The organism is Candidatus Roizmanbacteria bacterium (genome assembly GCA_016699265.1).
GTDB lineage: Bacteria > Patescibacteriota > Microgenomatia > UBA1406 > GWC2-37-13 > CAZLQR01.
This window is the reverse complement of sequence record CP064967.1, coordinates 430,092-442,617: the sequence shown is the minus strand read 5'-3', so window position 1 is coordinate 442,617 and position 12,526 is coordinate 430,092. Positions and strand designations below refer to the sequence as shown.

Annotated in this window: 16 protein-coding genes, 1 tRNA gene and 2 pseudogenes; 14 read left to right on the top strand and 5 right to left on the bottom strand. The window is 41.6% G+C overall.

All coding sequences use genetic code 11. The features are described from left to right. Positions 1-62: 62 nt before the first annotated feature. The 4 genes and pseudogenes from IPH70_02585 (at position 63) to atpC (ending at position 2,915) form a co-directional block, all read left to right on the top strand. Positions 63-227: a F0F1 ATP synthase subunit gamma gene (locus IPH70_02585; protein ID QQR64369.1), complete on the top strand. Its 165-nt coding sequence runs from the start codon at positions 63-65 to the stop codon at positions 225-227. Continuing rightward, positions 185-922: pseudogene (locus IPH70_02580) on the top strand (F0F1 ATP synthase subunit gamma). The gene IPH70_02585 and the pseudogene IPH70_02580 overlap by 43 nt, the downstream one beginning before the upstream one ends. Before the next feature lie 121 nt (positions 923-1,043). After that, the gene (locus IPH70_02575; protein QQR64368.1) at positions 1,044-2,429 is read left to right on the top strand and encodes a F0F1 ATP synthase subunit beta; all 1,386 of its coding nucleotides are present in this window, start codon (positions 1,044-1,046) and stop codon (positions 2,427-2,429) included. Between the two features lie 78 nt (positions 2,430-2,507). Further along, positions 2,508-2,915, top strand: coding sequence for an ATP synthase F1 subunit epsilon (atpC, locus tag IPH70_02570; GenBank protein QQR64367.1), 408 nt, complete (start codon positions 2,508-2,510; stop codon positions 2,913-2,915). Positions 2,916-3,007: 92 nt separating this feature from the next. Here atpC and IPH70_02565 read toward each other — a convergent pair whose 3' ends face one another. Next, positions 3,008-3,349, bottom strand: coding sequence for a hypothetical protein (locus tag IPH70_02565; GenBank protein QQR64366.1), 342 nt, complete (start codon positions 3,347-3,349; stop codon positions 3,008-3,010). 166 nt (positions 3,350-3,515) lie between these two features. Between IPH70_02565 and topA the strand changes: the two genes are divergently transcribed. The 9 genes and pseudogenes from topA to IPH70_02520 all read left to right on the top strand — a co-directional run bounded on the left by topA (position 3,516) and on the right by IPH70_02520 (position 9,769). Beyond that, on the top strand, positions 3,516-5,672 hold the full coding sequence (topA, locus tag IPH70_02560; GenBank protein QQR64365.1) for a type I DNA topoisomerase: 2,157 nt from the start codon (positions 3,516-3,518) through the stop codon (positions 5,670-5,672). Between the two features lie 10 nt (positions 5,673-5,682). Next, on the top strand, positions 5,683-6,963 hold the full coding sequence (pyrG, locus tag IPH70_02555) for a CTP synthase (glutamine hydrolyzing) (protein QQR64364.1): 1,281 nt from the start codon (positions 5,683-5,685) through the stop codon (positions 6,961-6,963). Continuing rightward, positions 6,964-7,233 (top strand): hypothetical protein, encoded by a 270-nt coding sequence (locus IPH70_02550; GenBank protein QQR64363.1) that lies wholly within the window; start codon positions 6,964-6,966, stop codon positions 7,231-7,233. Further along, positions 7,199-7,315: a hypothetical protein gene (locus IPH70_02545; GenBank protein ID QQR64415.1), complete on the top strand. Its 117-nt coding sequence runs from the start codon at positions 7,199-7,201 to the stop codon at positions 7,313-7,315. Before IPH70_02550 ends, IPH70_02545 begins: the two co-directional genes overlap by 35 nt. Before the next feature lie 72 nt (positions 7,316-7,387). After that, positions 7,388-7,725 (top strand): annotated as a pseudogene (locus tag IPH70_02540) (50S ribosomal protein L19). Positions 7,726-7,905: 180 nt separating this feature from the next. After that, complete coding sequence (locus IPH70_02535; GenBank protein ID QQR64414.1) at positions 7,906-8,043, top strand: YraN family protein; 138 nt, start codon at positions 7,906-7,908, stop codon at positions 8,041-8,043. Between the two features lie 114 nt (positions 8,044-8,157). Then, the gene (locus IPH70_02530) at positions 8,158-8,433 is read left to right on the top strand and encodes a hypothetical protein (protein ID QQR64362.1); all 276 of its coding nucleotides are present in this window, start codon (positions 8,158-8,160) and stop codon (positions 8,431-8,433) included. Next, positions 8,433-9,083 (top strand): hypothetical protein, encoded by a 651-nt coding sequence (locus tag IPH70_02525; GenBank protein QQR64361.1) that lies wholly within the window; start codon positions 8,433-8,435, stop codon positions 9,081-9,083. Before IPH70_02530 ends, IPH70_02525 begins: the two co-directional genes overlap by 1 nt. 92 nt (positions 9,084-9,175) lie before the next feature. Beyond that, on the top strand, positions 9,176-9,769 hold the full coding sequence (locus IPH70_02520) for a hypothetical protein (GenBank protein QQR64360.1): 594 nt from the start codon (positions 9,176-9,178) through the stop codon (positions 9,767-9,769). A gap of 4 nt (positions 9,770-9,773) precedes the next feature. Here the strand turns inward: IPH70_02520 and IPH70_02515 are convergent. The 3 genes from IPH70_02515 to IPH70_02505 form a co-directional block, all read right to left on the bottom strand. Then, positions 9,774-9,847: transfer RNA gene (locus IPH70_02515), tRNA-Glu, on the bottom strand. Then, positions 9,833-10,087, bottom strand: a complete 255-nt coding sequence (locus tag IPH70_02510; GenBank protein ID QQR64359.1) for a GIY-YIG nuclease family protein — start codon at positions 10,085-10,087, stop codon at positions 9,833-9,835. The genes IPH70_02515 and IPH70_02510 overlap by 15 nt, the downstream gene beginning before the upstream one ends. A gap of 189 nt (positions 10,088-10,276) precedes the next feature. Beyond that, positions 10,277-11,011, bottom strand: a complete 735-nt coding sequence (locus tag IPH70_02505) for a hypothetical protein (GenBank protein QQR64358.1) — start codon at positions 11,009-11,011, stop codon at positions 10,277-10,279. 90 nt (positions 11,012-11,101) lie between these two features. Here IPH70_02505 and IPH70_02500 point away from each other — a divergent pair, with 90 nt between their 5' ends. After that, positions 11,102-11,842, top strand: coding sequence for a hypothetical protein (locus IPH70_02500; GenBank protein QQR64357.1), 741 nt, complete (start codon positions 11,102-11,104; stop codon positions 11,840-11,842). Here IPH70_02500 and rsmI read toward each other — a convergent pair. Next, complete coding sequence (rsmI, locus tag IPH70_02495) at positions 11,814-12,509, bottom strand: 16S rRNA (cytidine(1402)-2'-O)-methyltransferase (GenBank protein QQR64356.1); 696 nt, start codon at positions 12,507-12,509, stop codon at positions 11,814-11,816. The genes IPH70_02500 and rsmI overlap by 29 nt on opposite strands. Positions 12,510-12,526: the final 17 nt, after the last annotated feature.

Here is a 12,526-nt window from a genome sequence, read left to right as displayed (position 1 = left end):
ATAAAAGCGCAAATAAATTTTATAGATTTCTCGCTGTCGCTCGAAATGACGAGTGAATTATTATGAATACAAAACAGGTAACTAAAAAGATTAAATCGGTATCGAATGTAAAGAAAATCACAAAGGCAATGCAACTCGTCTCAGCCGTTAAAATGAGAAAGGCTCAGCAGGTAGCTCTTGAAGGAAGCCATACCAAGAGTTTCTCCGACAAGCTGTTGAACGATTAGCATCGGGTCTTTCGAATAAGGATAGTGCTTTGTTGAATGAATCTAAGACAAGCAAAAGAAGTCTCGTTATCGTATTTACTGCTCAAAAAGGTCTCTGCGGATCCTTTAATATGAATGTGATGCGTTTTCTTACAAAGCAGGTAGCACTGGGCGAAACGGACTTTATCACGATTGGAAAGAAGGGTGCAGAAATTCTTACCCAACTCCACGCAAAGATCCTCGCAGACTTTTCTGGACTCGGAGATTCAGACTCGATATCTGCAGTTTTTGATCTCGCTCTCGCAGAGTACACCAAAGGAACATATAAAAGCGTCTATGTCGCTTACAATAAGTTTGTGAACACATTGAGATCGGATCCAACCTTTGAAAAAGTGTTACCCTTTTCAGCTGATCAAATGGGTAAACGGCAAGGTGAATTAAAAGCCGAAGAAGAGAACTACACCGTAGAACCAAACTCATCAGAAATAGTTGACGCACTACTCACAAGCTATATAGAAAGCTCTCTTCGTTTTGCATTGCTACAAAGCTACGCAGGTGAGCACTCAGCACGAATGATCGCGATGAAAAATGCCACGGACAACGCTACGGATGTAATTCTCAATCTCACCTCATTGAAAAATAAGCTAAGACAGCAGAGTATTACTAATGAATTATTAGACATGGTTACGGCCACGATTTCCGTAGAAGTAAATTAATAGTTATAAAGTTTAGAAAGTTAAAGGTTTAAAAAGTTTATACGAACCAGCTAACTAGTTAACTGGTTAACCAAGAAGCAAACCTTAAATTTTAAAAACCTGACAAACCAAAACCAAAAATATGAAAGAAGGAAAAATCGCCACAATCAGAGGAGTCGTAATTGACGTTTCGTTCGCAGAGAATGAAACCCCAAAAATTTATGATGCCTTGGAGGTAACGGTAAAGGATACAGAAAAAAATGAGTCAAGAACACTTGTTCTTGAGGTTCAGTCAGTTTTGAGCGAGGGAATGGTTCGAACCGTAGCGATGGGAGACTCTTTCGGTCTAGCACGAGGTCTTAAAGTGGTGAACACCGGTAAATCTATCGAGGTTCCTGTTGGAGATGAAACATTAGGTCGCATCTTCAATGTGCTCGGTGAGGTTATTGATAATGGTCCTAAGTTGAAAACTAAACAAACGAGATCAATTCACTCAAAGGCGCCAACTCTCGCCCAACAAAAAGTAGAAAATAAAGTATTCGAGACCGGAATTAAGGTAATTGATCTCCTTGCACCGTTTATCAAGGGAGGAAAGGTAGCTGTCTTCGGAGGTGCGGGTGTCGGTAAAACAGTTCTTATTCAGGAACTCATCAATAATGTAGCTAATGCACATAAAGGAGTCTCAGTTTTCGCCGGAGTCGGAGAGAGAACTAGAGAAGGAAACGATCTTTGGACCGAGATGAAGGAGTCTGGTGTCATTAATCAAACAGCCCTTGTCTTTGGACAGATGAATGAACCCCCAGGTAATCGGCTTCGCGTTGCATTAACCGGAGTAACTATGGCAGAGTATTTCAGAGATGTGAAGAAGATGGATACATTGCTCTTCATCGATAATATCTTTAGATTTGCTCAGGCTGGATCTGAGGTGTCAGCACTGTTAGGTCGAATTCCATCAGCAGTAGGTTATCAGCCAACGCTCGCATCCGAAATGGCGTTACTTCAGGAAAGAATTACCTCAACCGACAAAGGATCTATTACCTCTATTCAGGCAGTGTACGTCCCAGCGGACGATTACACAGATCCCGCACCTGTTGCAACATTCTCACATCTCGATGCATCCTTAGCTCTTGAAAGGTCTCTTGCCGAGCAGGCACTATTCCCTGCAATCGACCCACTAGCATCATCATCCCAGGCACTTGATCCTGAGATTGTGGGACAGGAACACTATGAGGTTGCTCGAAATGTTGTTAAGACGCTGCAAAGATATAAGGATCTACAGGATATTATTGCAATTCTTGGAATGGAAGAGTTATCTGAAGAAGACAAGCTTGTGGTATCGAGAGCGAGGAAGATTCAACGATTCTTAACTCAGCCATTTTTTGTCGGAGAACAGTTTACCGGTCAGAAGGGTAGATACGTTCCAGTTAAGGATACCGTCGCAGGATTCAAACAGATCCTTGACGGAAAGTACGATTCCAAGAACGAAATGTCCTTTTACATGATTGGAAAGATTGATGAAGTAAAGTAATCGTATCTCGTATACCGTATCCGGTATAACGTATACCTGCGATACGAAATACGTTATACGAAATACCAAATACGAATTATGTTGCACGTACGAGTTATCACTCCAAAAAAAATCATTAAAGAAATAGATGCAGAGTCCGTAACGGCGCCTGGATCTGAAGGTGAAATGACGATTCTTACCCACCACTCTAATCTTTTTTCAATGCTTCAGGATGGATTAGTTACTATAAGGACGAAGTCAGGAGAAGAAAGCTTTGCAATTGGTCGTGGTTACCTTGAAACAAATGGGGAAGATCTTAATATCCTTGTTTCACGCGCTCACGGTCAGGACGAGCTAGATCAAAAGGAAACAGAAAAAGCTATGGAGCAGGCAAAGCAGGCTTTAGCCAAGGCAAAGGACCATAAAGAACGCGTTGATGCCACAATGTTACTTCGAAGATCTATCGTTGACTCAAAGCTTCTTAAGAAAAGAAGAACCAGAGTTTAAACAGAGGAACATGGTCTTTCGACAGCTTCAGTACCAGATTTTACATTTTACCTGTGTGGTGCTTTACCGAAGTAATAAACAAGAGGATATTTTCAGAGTTTGGGCACACGATGCTTTGCGACAGACCGAACTTTACTTCCCAGGAATCGTAGTGGTGGATGTCCAAAATCATTTAAATGATCCCTCAGCGCTTGACGACCTCCACGATCAGAGTTGAACACCCTTTCATGAGACTGTGCACTGTTGGTTTCAAGAATAATATATGGGTCAACATAATGTCTATGGTCACCACTTTTTGAGGTAATCGTTAATCTACTACCTTTATCATCTTTGAATAATCTCGTATCAGTTCCTCTTGTGCTTGCACGTTTTATGGCTCTTGATAATGGCGTTTCAGTCCATCGATGTCTTTCTTGAGGTTTCGATTTTTCCATATTCGAATATTAGCATATTAACCCCCTTTGTCAACAGATTTCTATACCAGCCTAAACCCATCATCAGAATAGAAATGGGTAATCGTAAGCTATAATTAAGAACTAAGTCCCGATTCCGCAGAATCGAGGATCCCGATCGTAAATCGGGAAAATTGAGAGCTAAAATATGACATTGATTATAGTTGAGTCTCCAACCAAAGCACGTACCTTCAACCGAATTCTAAAGATCGAGAACAAAACCGACTATTTTGTTTTTGCTACCCTTGGTCACTTTCGCGACCTCCCAAGCGCAACAATGAGCATCGACCTGTCTCATGACTTCAAACCTTCATACGAGATTATGTCCTCAAAACAAAAGGTAGTCACCGAACTTAAACGACTTGCTACCGAACATGATGAGATCATTCTGGCTACAGACGCGGACCGAGAAGGAGAGTCGATCTCTTATCATGCCGCCTATATACTCGGCTTTATCAACGAAAGCTGGCCCGACATAGAGGTTAAGTCCCCCAAAGGGGGATCTCGACCAAAGGGCGATGGCCCTCTGGGTCAGCCCTCTGGGCGAAAGACCTTAAAACGTATTGTCTTCCACGAAATCACCGCAAAGGCACTTAACGAGGCTCTGACCCATGACGAGGAACTTAGACTTGATTTAGTAAAAGCCCAGCAAGCAAGGCGCGTTATTGATCGTATCGTAGGATACGAACTCTCGCCGCTCCTCTGGAAGAAATTGTCTAAAAACTGGCTGTCCGCGGGTAGAGTACAGACGGTAGCATTACGGCTCGTGGTAGAACGCGAGAAGGAGGTTCTCGGATTTAATCTTGAGAAATTTTCAGTGCTCGGAGGAACCTTCCAGATTCTCAAGGATGAGTTGGTTGCAAAATTAGTCTCCAAAAATGGTGAGTCTTTTGAAGAAAAAAAGACGCTGAAGTTGTTCTCGGGTGAGTACACCTACACCAAAGGACTCATAAGTAAAGAAAAGGCTGTTGAAATCGAAAACGATCTGAAGGAAGACTCCTACAAAGTTTCGGACGTTAATGAATCAGAGACTGTTCGTTATCCACCGCCTCCTTACACAACTTCTCAGCTACAGCAGGATGCTATTAACCGATACGGTCTAAGCTCCAAGATGGTAATGAGAATTGCACAGGATCTCTATGAGCGAGGTTTGATCACATACCACAGAACCGATTCATTCAATTTGTCAGCTAGCTATGTTTTTAAGGCGAAGGACTTTATTACCGAAAATTACGGAAAGGAATATGCTTTAGAAAAGCCAAGAGGTTACAAAACTAAATCATCCTCTGCGCAAGAAGCGCACGAGGCAATAAGACCAACCAAGGTCGATAGAACTCCACAGTTACTTGCGAAGGATAAGAAACTAAACAGAAGCCAACTCATGATCTATGAACTCATCTTTAATCGCGCCTTAGCAACTCAGATGAAGGAAGCGAGTCTCATCTCCTATAAAGTAACGGTAAAGGGAACTAAAGGATACGAGTTCCTTACCGAAGCTCAGAAAATCGTATTTGATGGCTTCCTCCGAGTACAGGCACCCGAGTTCGTCAAGAAGCATACCGAAGGAATTTCAATCAAGGTAGATAGTCCCGCAGAACTTAAAAATCTCACTATAGAAGAGAAGGAATCAAAGGCTCCTTATCGTTACTCAGAGGCTTCATTGATTAAGGCACTCGAAGAGCATGGTATTGGAAGACCTTCTACCTATGCACCGATCATGTCCCTCATTATCGAAAAGGGGTATGTCGACAAAGACGGTAGATATCTCAAGCCTACCAGTTTGGGAACCGCTATCAGTGACTATCTATCGAAGGCCTTTGGCAAACTCTTTAATATTGACTTCACAGCAAAACTTGAACAAGAACTTGACGATATCGCTGAGGGAAAGTTGAAAATGCTAGAAGTGCTGAAAGGTTTTTATACTCCATTTAATGAAGACCTGAAGGAGCAACAAAAAGACGACACCAAGGTTGAGTTGAAGGAAGAAGTTACTGAACCGTGTCCGACCTGTGGCAGTCCTCTACAGATCAGATTTTCCAAGTTTGGTAAGTTTTACGCATGTACTGCGTATCCAAAATGTAAATTTACGAAATCATTCCTCAAACTGGTTTCGGGTAAAAAATGCCCGAAAGATGGGGGAGATGTTGTGGTAAGATATTCTAAAGCAAAACGTAAGTTTTACGGTTGTTCAAACTATCCGAAATGTGACTATGTTGAGTTTGGATGGTCGAAATTAGTTAAGTCTGATGAAAATAAGGCAGACTCAAATGCAAAAGATAAAGAGTTAACTAAAAAAAAACAATAGTTCTTAACAAATGAAGTACATCTTTGTCTCAGGTGGAGTAATTTCGGGCATAGGAAAAGGCCTCACTTCTGCATCGGTCGGACTTCTTCTTCAAAACGCAGGCTACACAGTCACCCCAATAAAATGTGAGAATTATCTAAATATTGATGCTGGTACCATCAACCCGATAGAGCACGGAGACCCATTTTTATGTGAGGACGGAACTGAAGCAGATATGGATCTCGGGAGTTACGAAAAGATTCTTGGAATTAACATGGGGAAGGACAACTTCATGACCGTTGGGCAGATATACAAAACAGTGATCGACAGAGAAAGAAGATTTGAGTATCACGGAGAGGACGTGGAAGCGATACCTCATATAACTAACGAGATCATACACCGAATTCAAGCAGCAGGAAAAAAACACAACTCAGATATAATACTGGTAGAACTAGGAGGAACTGCGGGCGAATACCAAAATGTTTTTTACTATGAAGCTTCACGTATTTTAACTTTAAAACATCCAGGAGACGTCGTTCATATTCACGTAAGCTATGTGCCTCGTCCAAGTCATCTTGGCGAACCAAAAACAAAACCTACACAACTATCTGTTAGAACGCTCAACTCAATGGGAATTCAGCCCGACTTTATTATTGCGCGATCAGAACAGACTCTCGATCAAAGAAGAAAAGATCGATTTGCACTATTTTGCAACATGCATCCTGAAGACATCATCTCAAATCCTGATGTGAAGCATGTCTATGAAATCCCTCTCATACTGTCAGAGCAGCATATCGAAAAAAGAATCATGGAGAAACTTGGCCTAGAGGTAAAAAAATCAAATCTCACTGATTGGAAGAAATTGGTAGATACCATCAAGGCACCAAAGAAGAAGAAGGTACAGATTGCCATCGTTGGTAAATATTTTGGGACAGGTAACTACCAACTGAAGGATGCATACGCTGCACTCTTTGATTCCATTGATCATGCATCATGGCATGCCGGTGCTGAGATCGACCTCAAGATTGTGAGCGCTGAAAAGGTAGAAAAGGAAGGTATTGAAATTATCGGGCATCCTGATGGAATTATCGTACCAATCGGATGGGGTGATAGAGGAGCAGAGGGAATGATTCAGGCTGCAAGTTATGCCAGAAAAAATAAAATACCTTATCTTGGACTTTGCTACGGCATGCAGCTTGCTGCAGTAGCATTTGCACGGGATGTATTAAAAATGAATGATGCAAATACAACGGAAAATGATCCGGAGACTAAAAATCCGGTAATTCACATCATTGAGAATCAAAATCATTAATTGCAAAAGAGGGCATATGGTGGAACGATGAGATTAGGAGGTTGGGAGGAGAAGATTAAGAAGGGGACTCTTGCTTACTCAATTTATGGCAAGGACTCGGTTGTCATTCGTCACAGACACAGATATGAGTTCAACAACGACTATGCAGATCAGTTTGAGAAAAATGGAATGATTATAAGTGGAAGATCGAAGTCAGAAAACTTAGTTGAGGTAATCGAGCTAGACCAAAAACTCCATCCATTTTTATATCGGGACTCAAGGTCATCCTGAATACAGTAGTAGTCCTCTTCAGCCACATCCTATCTTTAGTGCCTTTGTAGAAGCATGTTGGACGAATAAAAAAGAATTCTAATATCAAAATCTAGACGTTTCACTTTGGATCTTGTTTGATATTTGAAGTTTGAAATTTAAATATAATATACACATGGCAAACTCAATTAAGTACAAGGAACAGACTTTCAACATCGGCGACATGCTTGATATCTTCTACCGAATTAAAGAAGGAGAGAAGGAAAGAATCCAGAAATTCAGCGGAATGTTCATTAAGTTCCGTGGTGTCAATGACGCTCTTCGAATGATCACGGCACGAAGAATTACCCGATCTGGAATTGGTGTTGGAAAGAATTATTCCTTTAGCATCGCCGTTCATTTCAGATATAAAGATTGCTAAAAAAGGGTAGATATACTAAAGCTAAAGCATATTTTGTACGAGGACTTTCTGATCAGAATCTTAGAAAGAAAATCTTCAAACACGTCAAGTAACCTGATACATTTTGCCAATTATTAATATTTTCTGTTTCAAACTAGTTATAATACTTGATACATTAAAATTTGGCGAAAACGCAAACTCAGTCTTATCTGCATCTTATCTCGAAATCAAGGTTTCAAAATAGTTAAAACGCAATATACGAGTCAATATTGGTGAAATCGATATCATAGCTTATAAACAATTCTGTTATCTATATTTTTGAGGTTAAGACGAAGAAACACTACGGTTTTGGACAACCATACGAAGCCGTTACGCCTACAAAGGCAAAAAGACTTATTCTGATGGGGGAGAAAGTTCGCCTTGCAAAATAATTTAAAGAACTCTAAACTGTCCTCGGAGTTATTGCAGTCTTAGTTGATGATAAAGAGAAAAGTATCTTCAATAAAGATTTACGATTACTTTTTGTAATTCTGTCTTAATGAAATATGAGCGCAGAAAGATTTACCCCGACAATTACCTCTTCCCAGCAGATTACAGATTCTACATTGTCTCAAAATCGGATAGACACAAACCCAAAGGAAGGGGTATTAATTGGGTTCGGACTGGCTGCTGCTGCAATGATATTTACTTTTAAAGGCGCGTACATTGTTGCTGGCACAGGAGCTGGGCTTTCGACTGATTTACTTAGAAAAGATTTTACTGAATATAAAAGACAAAGAAGAAATAGAAAAGCAAACAAACCTGAGGAGGTGAAATCATAATGTTTGAAGGAGTAAATCAAATAGTACTAAAATTTTGGACGAGTATCGTAAATGGGCTTCCCGGATTTTTTACCGGACTACTCATCATAGTGGTAGGACTCATTTTATCCAATCTGTTGAAGAAACTTCTCTTATCCGTTTTTGCGGTAGCAAAGTTAGACAATGCGCTTCAGAGTGCAAAGTTAATGGATAAATCAGAGGTAAAACTTTGGGAAGAGGTCTTAGCGGAAATTCTTCGATGGAGCCTCGTTGTTCTCTTTCTTGTACCCGCGCTTGAGGTATGGGGGTTGTCGAGAGCAACAGGAGTCATTAATCAATTCCTATTCTTCTTACCGAACGTAATCGTTGCGGTGGTGATAGGTTTTGTAGGATTGGTCGTTGCTAATTTAGTGGCCGACCTAGTCCGAAGAAGCGTCAAAACTGCAGGATCAACATCTGCAAATGCGCTCTCAGTCTTTGCGAAGGCAGCACTCTTGTTCTTCACCGGACTTGTCGTGCTGAATCAGCTTGGTGTGGCGCAGGACTTGGTAAGAATATTATTTACCGGTATAGTCGGAATGTTATCCCTCGCAGGAGGACTCGCATTTGGACTTGGAGGTAAAGAAGCTGCCAAAGAGGCACTTGAGGATCTCAAAAAGAAGCTCAAGTAATCCTAAGTTAGTACAAAGGACAGCCTCGTACGGAGGCTGTCTTTTTTTTAGACTAGATTGAATTGAGGCTTACTATAGGGTATAATTCTCAGATGGAAAGACCTCGACCGACCAGAACAGAAGGCTCCGATGGTAGTCCGCGTGAGCGAGTTCAAAGATGGATAGTTACCTACGCTGAAGACTTCCAGCATGACCTTCGAGAAATCATTGCTAAATCACACGCAAAGTTGGTTGACGGAACCAAAGATGCTGGATTGAATATTCCTGCACACTTATTCGATCTTTATGCTAGAGAAACTCATGAGATGCCTGTTTGCGCATTTTGGACTACATGGGCACTGCGAAGACCTATTCCACTTGGCTTTACGATCGTAAAGGGTTCGGTTCTTGTCAAGGACCCAGATTATATCGATAATCAGGCACAAACAAGAAGAGTTGACCATATTTATCTCGAGGACCAGGTAACTGGGACTGTTGTCGATCATTGCCCAGGACAATTTGTTAATCGAAGACGAACTGATATACCAAGGGGAGAGCGTTGGAGAACTCTTACAGAGCGTGCTCCTGAATTATTTACCATATTCCTTGTACCAAAAGTAGATCTACATCTTCTTATTGGTGATAGAAAAGCCATCGAAGATAAGCTAGGCTTAAGGTACGATAATCAGCCTCGAACTGAAGCTTAAAGTGTGACCCCGAGGGGATTCGAACCCCTGATTCTTTGGATGAAAACCAAATGTCCTGGGCCGCTAGACGACGGGGCCGGCCTTTATCAGTTTCTCTATGGCAATTCGACTCTTTAAGGATTTGAGATGAAACTCCCTCTTCCTTGCTTCTGACAGAGTTAAATATATTTCGCTATAAGCCAAATTCCATGGTCTTCGAGCTTTAGTATACTTCGACCGACCTGAATTATGCCTATTTAATCGTTCTTTTAAGTTGCTCGTGCTTCCAATGTAAAAACTTCCGTCTTTCGTACTTCTCAATATATACATGTAGTACATATAAGACTTCTGGCCGCTAGCCCCGATATCTCAATATCGGGATGCCGTATCCTGAGGGATCGGCAACGACGGGGCCATTCCAGAAACAGACACTCTATTATACCAAAGGACTGTTGAGCTATAAGACATATCTCAAGTAGGGGAATGAGTTGTCTACTCACCATTGAAGTTAGCTTGAGTAGAGCTTGCTTAAACTACAGGTTCGAATCGAGTCAAAGCTTCCTTCCTCGGCGTCAAAACGATTCCGTTTTCCTCGCGTCTCGCAATACGGATGACTGAAAATGAAGGCACCCCTGTCTCAGCTGTAAATCGTTTCAATCCTCCTTGCCAATCCTTATTGAAGTACACACCAAGACCAACAACATCTGCACCCATTTCTTTTAGCGCATTAACCAATGCAACGCTAATACTTCCCTGGGCGCTCACATCGTCGATAACCAAAACGCGTTTTCCTGTGGGTATTTGAGGAAGATAGTAACTCACTTCAGCATTTCTCGAGTAAGAATGTGCGGTAAATATCTTACCAGTTCGAGCTCCCATCTTCGTTATTTCACCTAGATTCTTGATTTCTCCATGTGCGATAGTCTTACGTCCGACATTCTTTACGCGTAGTTGTTTGTGGACCTCTTTAGCGAATGCGAGTCCTGAATTCCCCACTCCTAAAACAATATCAGGATCCTTGTCTTTAAATGCTTCTAAAATAACTTCAGCAGCCATTTTTTGAAATTCAGGACTAAACTCGCCAGACTCAGGTTTATTTACCCAAGGGAGAGATACGAAATCTGGAATATCGGGTCTTAGAACGGCGGTAAATCTGGCATGATCTCTCAATGTTCCAAAGGAACGTTTGCTCGCGCGGTTTAGCTCAACTTTTCTCATTTCTACTCTGGCATGCTCAACGGGCTGTCTTTCGGAAATTGACATAAGCAGTTATTATATCAAAAACTATTGAAATCCGATTCTACCTTTGAAATTCGCCTTTATTTTGATAAACTACTGTTTTCAACGTACAATATGTCAAGACCCGAAGAAATGTTACCCACACCCGAACCATATCGGCCTTTTCGGCCAATTCCTAATCCTGACAATCCAGTATTGGTTACTGAAGCGGAAATTCGAGCACAACTTCCATTGCTTGCCAAACAATTAGCCCCTCTCATTCGCGCTAAGAATTACCCTATACTCATGAAGATCGCAAATGGCGGACTCATGTTTGGTGACGATCTTGCTGTTGAGCTTCGTAAAGTTGATCCAGAATTAGAGTTCGAGGAAGCTACGATCAGATATCGATCCAGAAGAGGAGTTGGAGATGAAAGCGACCAACGACCAATTCTTGACGAAACAGATTGCGTGTATCCAGACGTTGATGGCAGAAATGTCATGTTTATCGATGACGTACTCGATTCTCAGTATACCCTCGTTGTTGCAGAAGAAGAAGCTCGAGCAAGAGGCGGTAAGGTAACAGACGTCATCGTTGCGGTAGAGAAAGAATCACCAGATGAGTTTAAAGGACATATCCGCAAACATCATCTCCCAGAAGGAGTAAGAACACATGCCCTCGTTAGAACGATGGCGTTATGGCTTTACAAGTATGGAATGGACAACGGAAATGATAAGACTGAAGCGGAAGATCGAGCTGGTCGCGAGATACGAGTAAACTGGGATTTTGAAAACGAAGATCACCCAGGAATGGTAGTCGAACTGAGAAGAAGATTTCAGCAAAAACTTAGTCGAGTGAACCAACCACAAGCGTAATTTCTCCCTTATACTCTCTTTTTTTTAGCTCAGCTGGCGTACCACGCACAATCTCTTCAAATTTCTTAGTAAGCTCTCTGCAGACAACTACCTGAGCCTTTGGCGAGATCTCTTCAAGAATCACAAGTGTTTCTACTATTCGAAAGGGCGACTCGTAGAAAACAAGTGGCATGGTTACATGGGTAGATTGTTTCATGGCTTCAAATAATTTTTTTCGTTCAGAGGTCTTCTTTGGCAGAAATCCAAGAAACGTAAACTGAGATGGATTGAAACCGGAGTATATGACAGCTGCATCGACAGCAGTAGGACCTGGAACCACCTCGAAAGCAATATCTTTTTTAATCAACTGTTTAACCAGCGTGTACCCCGGATCAGAGACAAGAGGCATTCCGGCTTCCGAGATCATAACTATGTTTTTCTCGGTCTCAATTAGACTCAACACCTCAGACAACTGCTGAAATTCGTTGTCCTTATGGTATCCCATTACTCTCAGTTCTGGATTCTTTAGATCTGCAAGGTCGGGAAATAAAAGAGGAATCTGTTGAAGAAGAATGCCGGCGCTTCCAGTATTTTCTGCTAGAACGATGTCTGCATATAGGATTGACTCTGCCTGGCGAAGCGATAAGTCTTTCAGATTTCCAATTGGAGTACCAACTATTTTTAGCATTTGATTAATTTCTAAGT

Bases quoted from the DNA above. Each gene is read 5' to 3' on its own strand.
- IPH70_02500 (QQR64357.1), top strand. From the start codon at position 11,102: ATGTCAAGACCCGAAGAAATGTTACCCACACCCGAACCATATCGGCCT.
- IPH70_02520 (QQR64360.1), top strand. From the start codon at position 9,176: ATGGAAAGACCTCGACCGACCAGAACAGAAGGCTCCGATGGTAGTCCG.
- IPH70_02505 (QQR64358.1), bottom strand. From the start codon at position 11,011: ATGTCAATTTCCGAAAGACAGCCCGTTGAGCATGCCAGAGTAGAAATG.
- IPH70_02565 (QQR64366.1), bottom strand. From the start codon at position 3,349: ATGGAAAAATCGAAACCTCAAGAAAGACATCGATGGACTGAAACGCCA.
- IPH70_02510 (QQR64359.1), bottom strand. From the start codon at position 10,087: ATGTACTACATGTATATATTGAGAAGTACGAAAGACGGAAGTTTTTAC.
- IPH70_02575 (QQR64368.1), top strand. From the start codon at position 1,044: ATGAAAGAAGGAAAAATCGCCACAATCAGAGGAGTCGTAATTGACGTT.
- IPH70_02585 (QQR64369.1), top strand. From the start codon at position 63: ATGAATACAAAACAGGTAACTAAAAAGATTAAATCGGTATCGAATGTA.
- topA (QQR64365.1), top strand. From the start codon at position 3,516: ATGACATTGATTATAGTTGAGTCTCCAACCAAAGCACGTACCTTCAAC.
- IPH70_02525 (QQR64361.1), top strand. From the start codon at position 8,433: ATGTTTGAAGGAGTAAATCAAATAGTACTAAAATTTTGGACGAGTATC.
- atpC (QQR64367.1), top strand. From the start codon at position 2,508: ATGTTGCACGTACGAGTTATCACTCCAAAAAAAATCATTAAAGAAATA.
- pyrG (QQR64364.1), top strand. From the start codon at position 5,683: ATGAAGTACATCTTTGTCTCAGGTGGAGTAATTTCGGGCATAGGAAAA.
- rsmI (QQR64356.1), bottom strand. From the start codon at position 12,509: ATGCTAAAAATAGTTGGTACTCCAATTGGAAATCTGAAAGACTTATCG.
- IPH70_02530 (QQR64362.1), top strand. From the start codon at position 8,158: ATGAGCGCAGAAAGATTTACCCCGACAATTACCTCTTCCCAGCAGATT.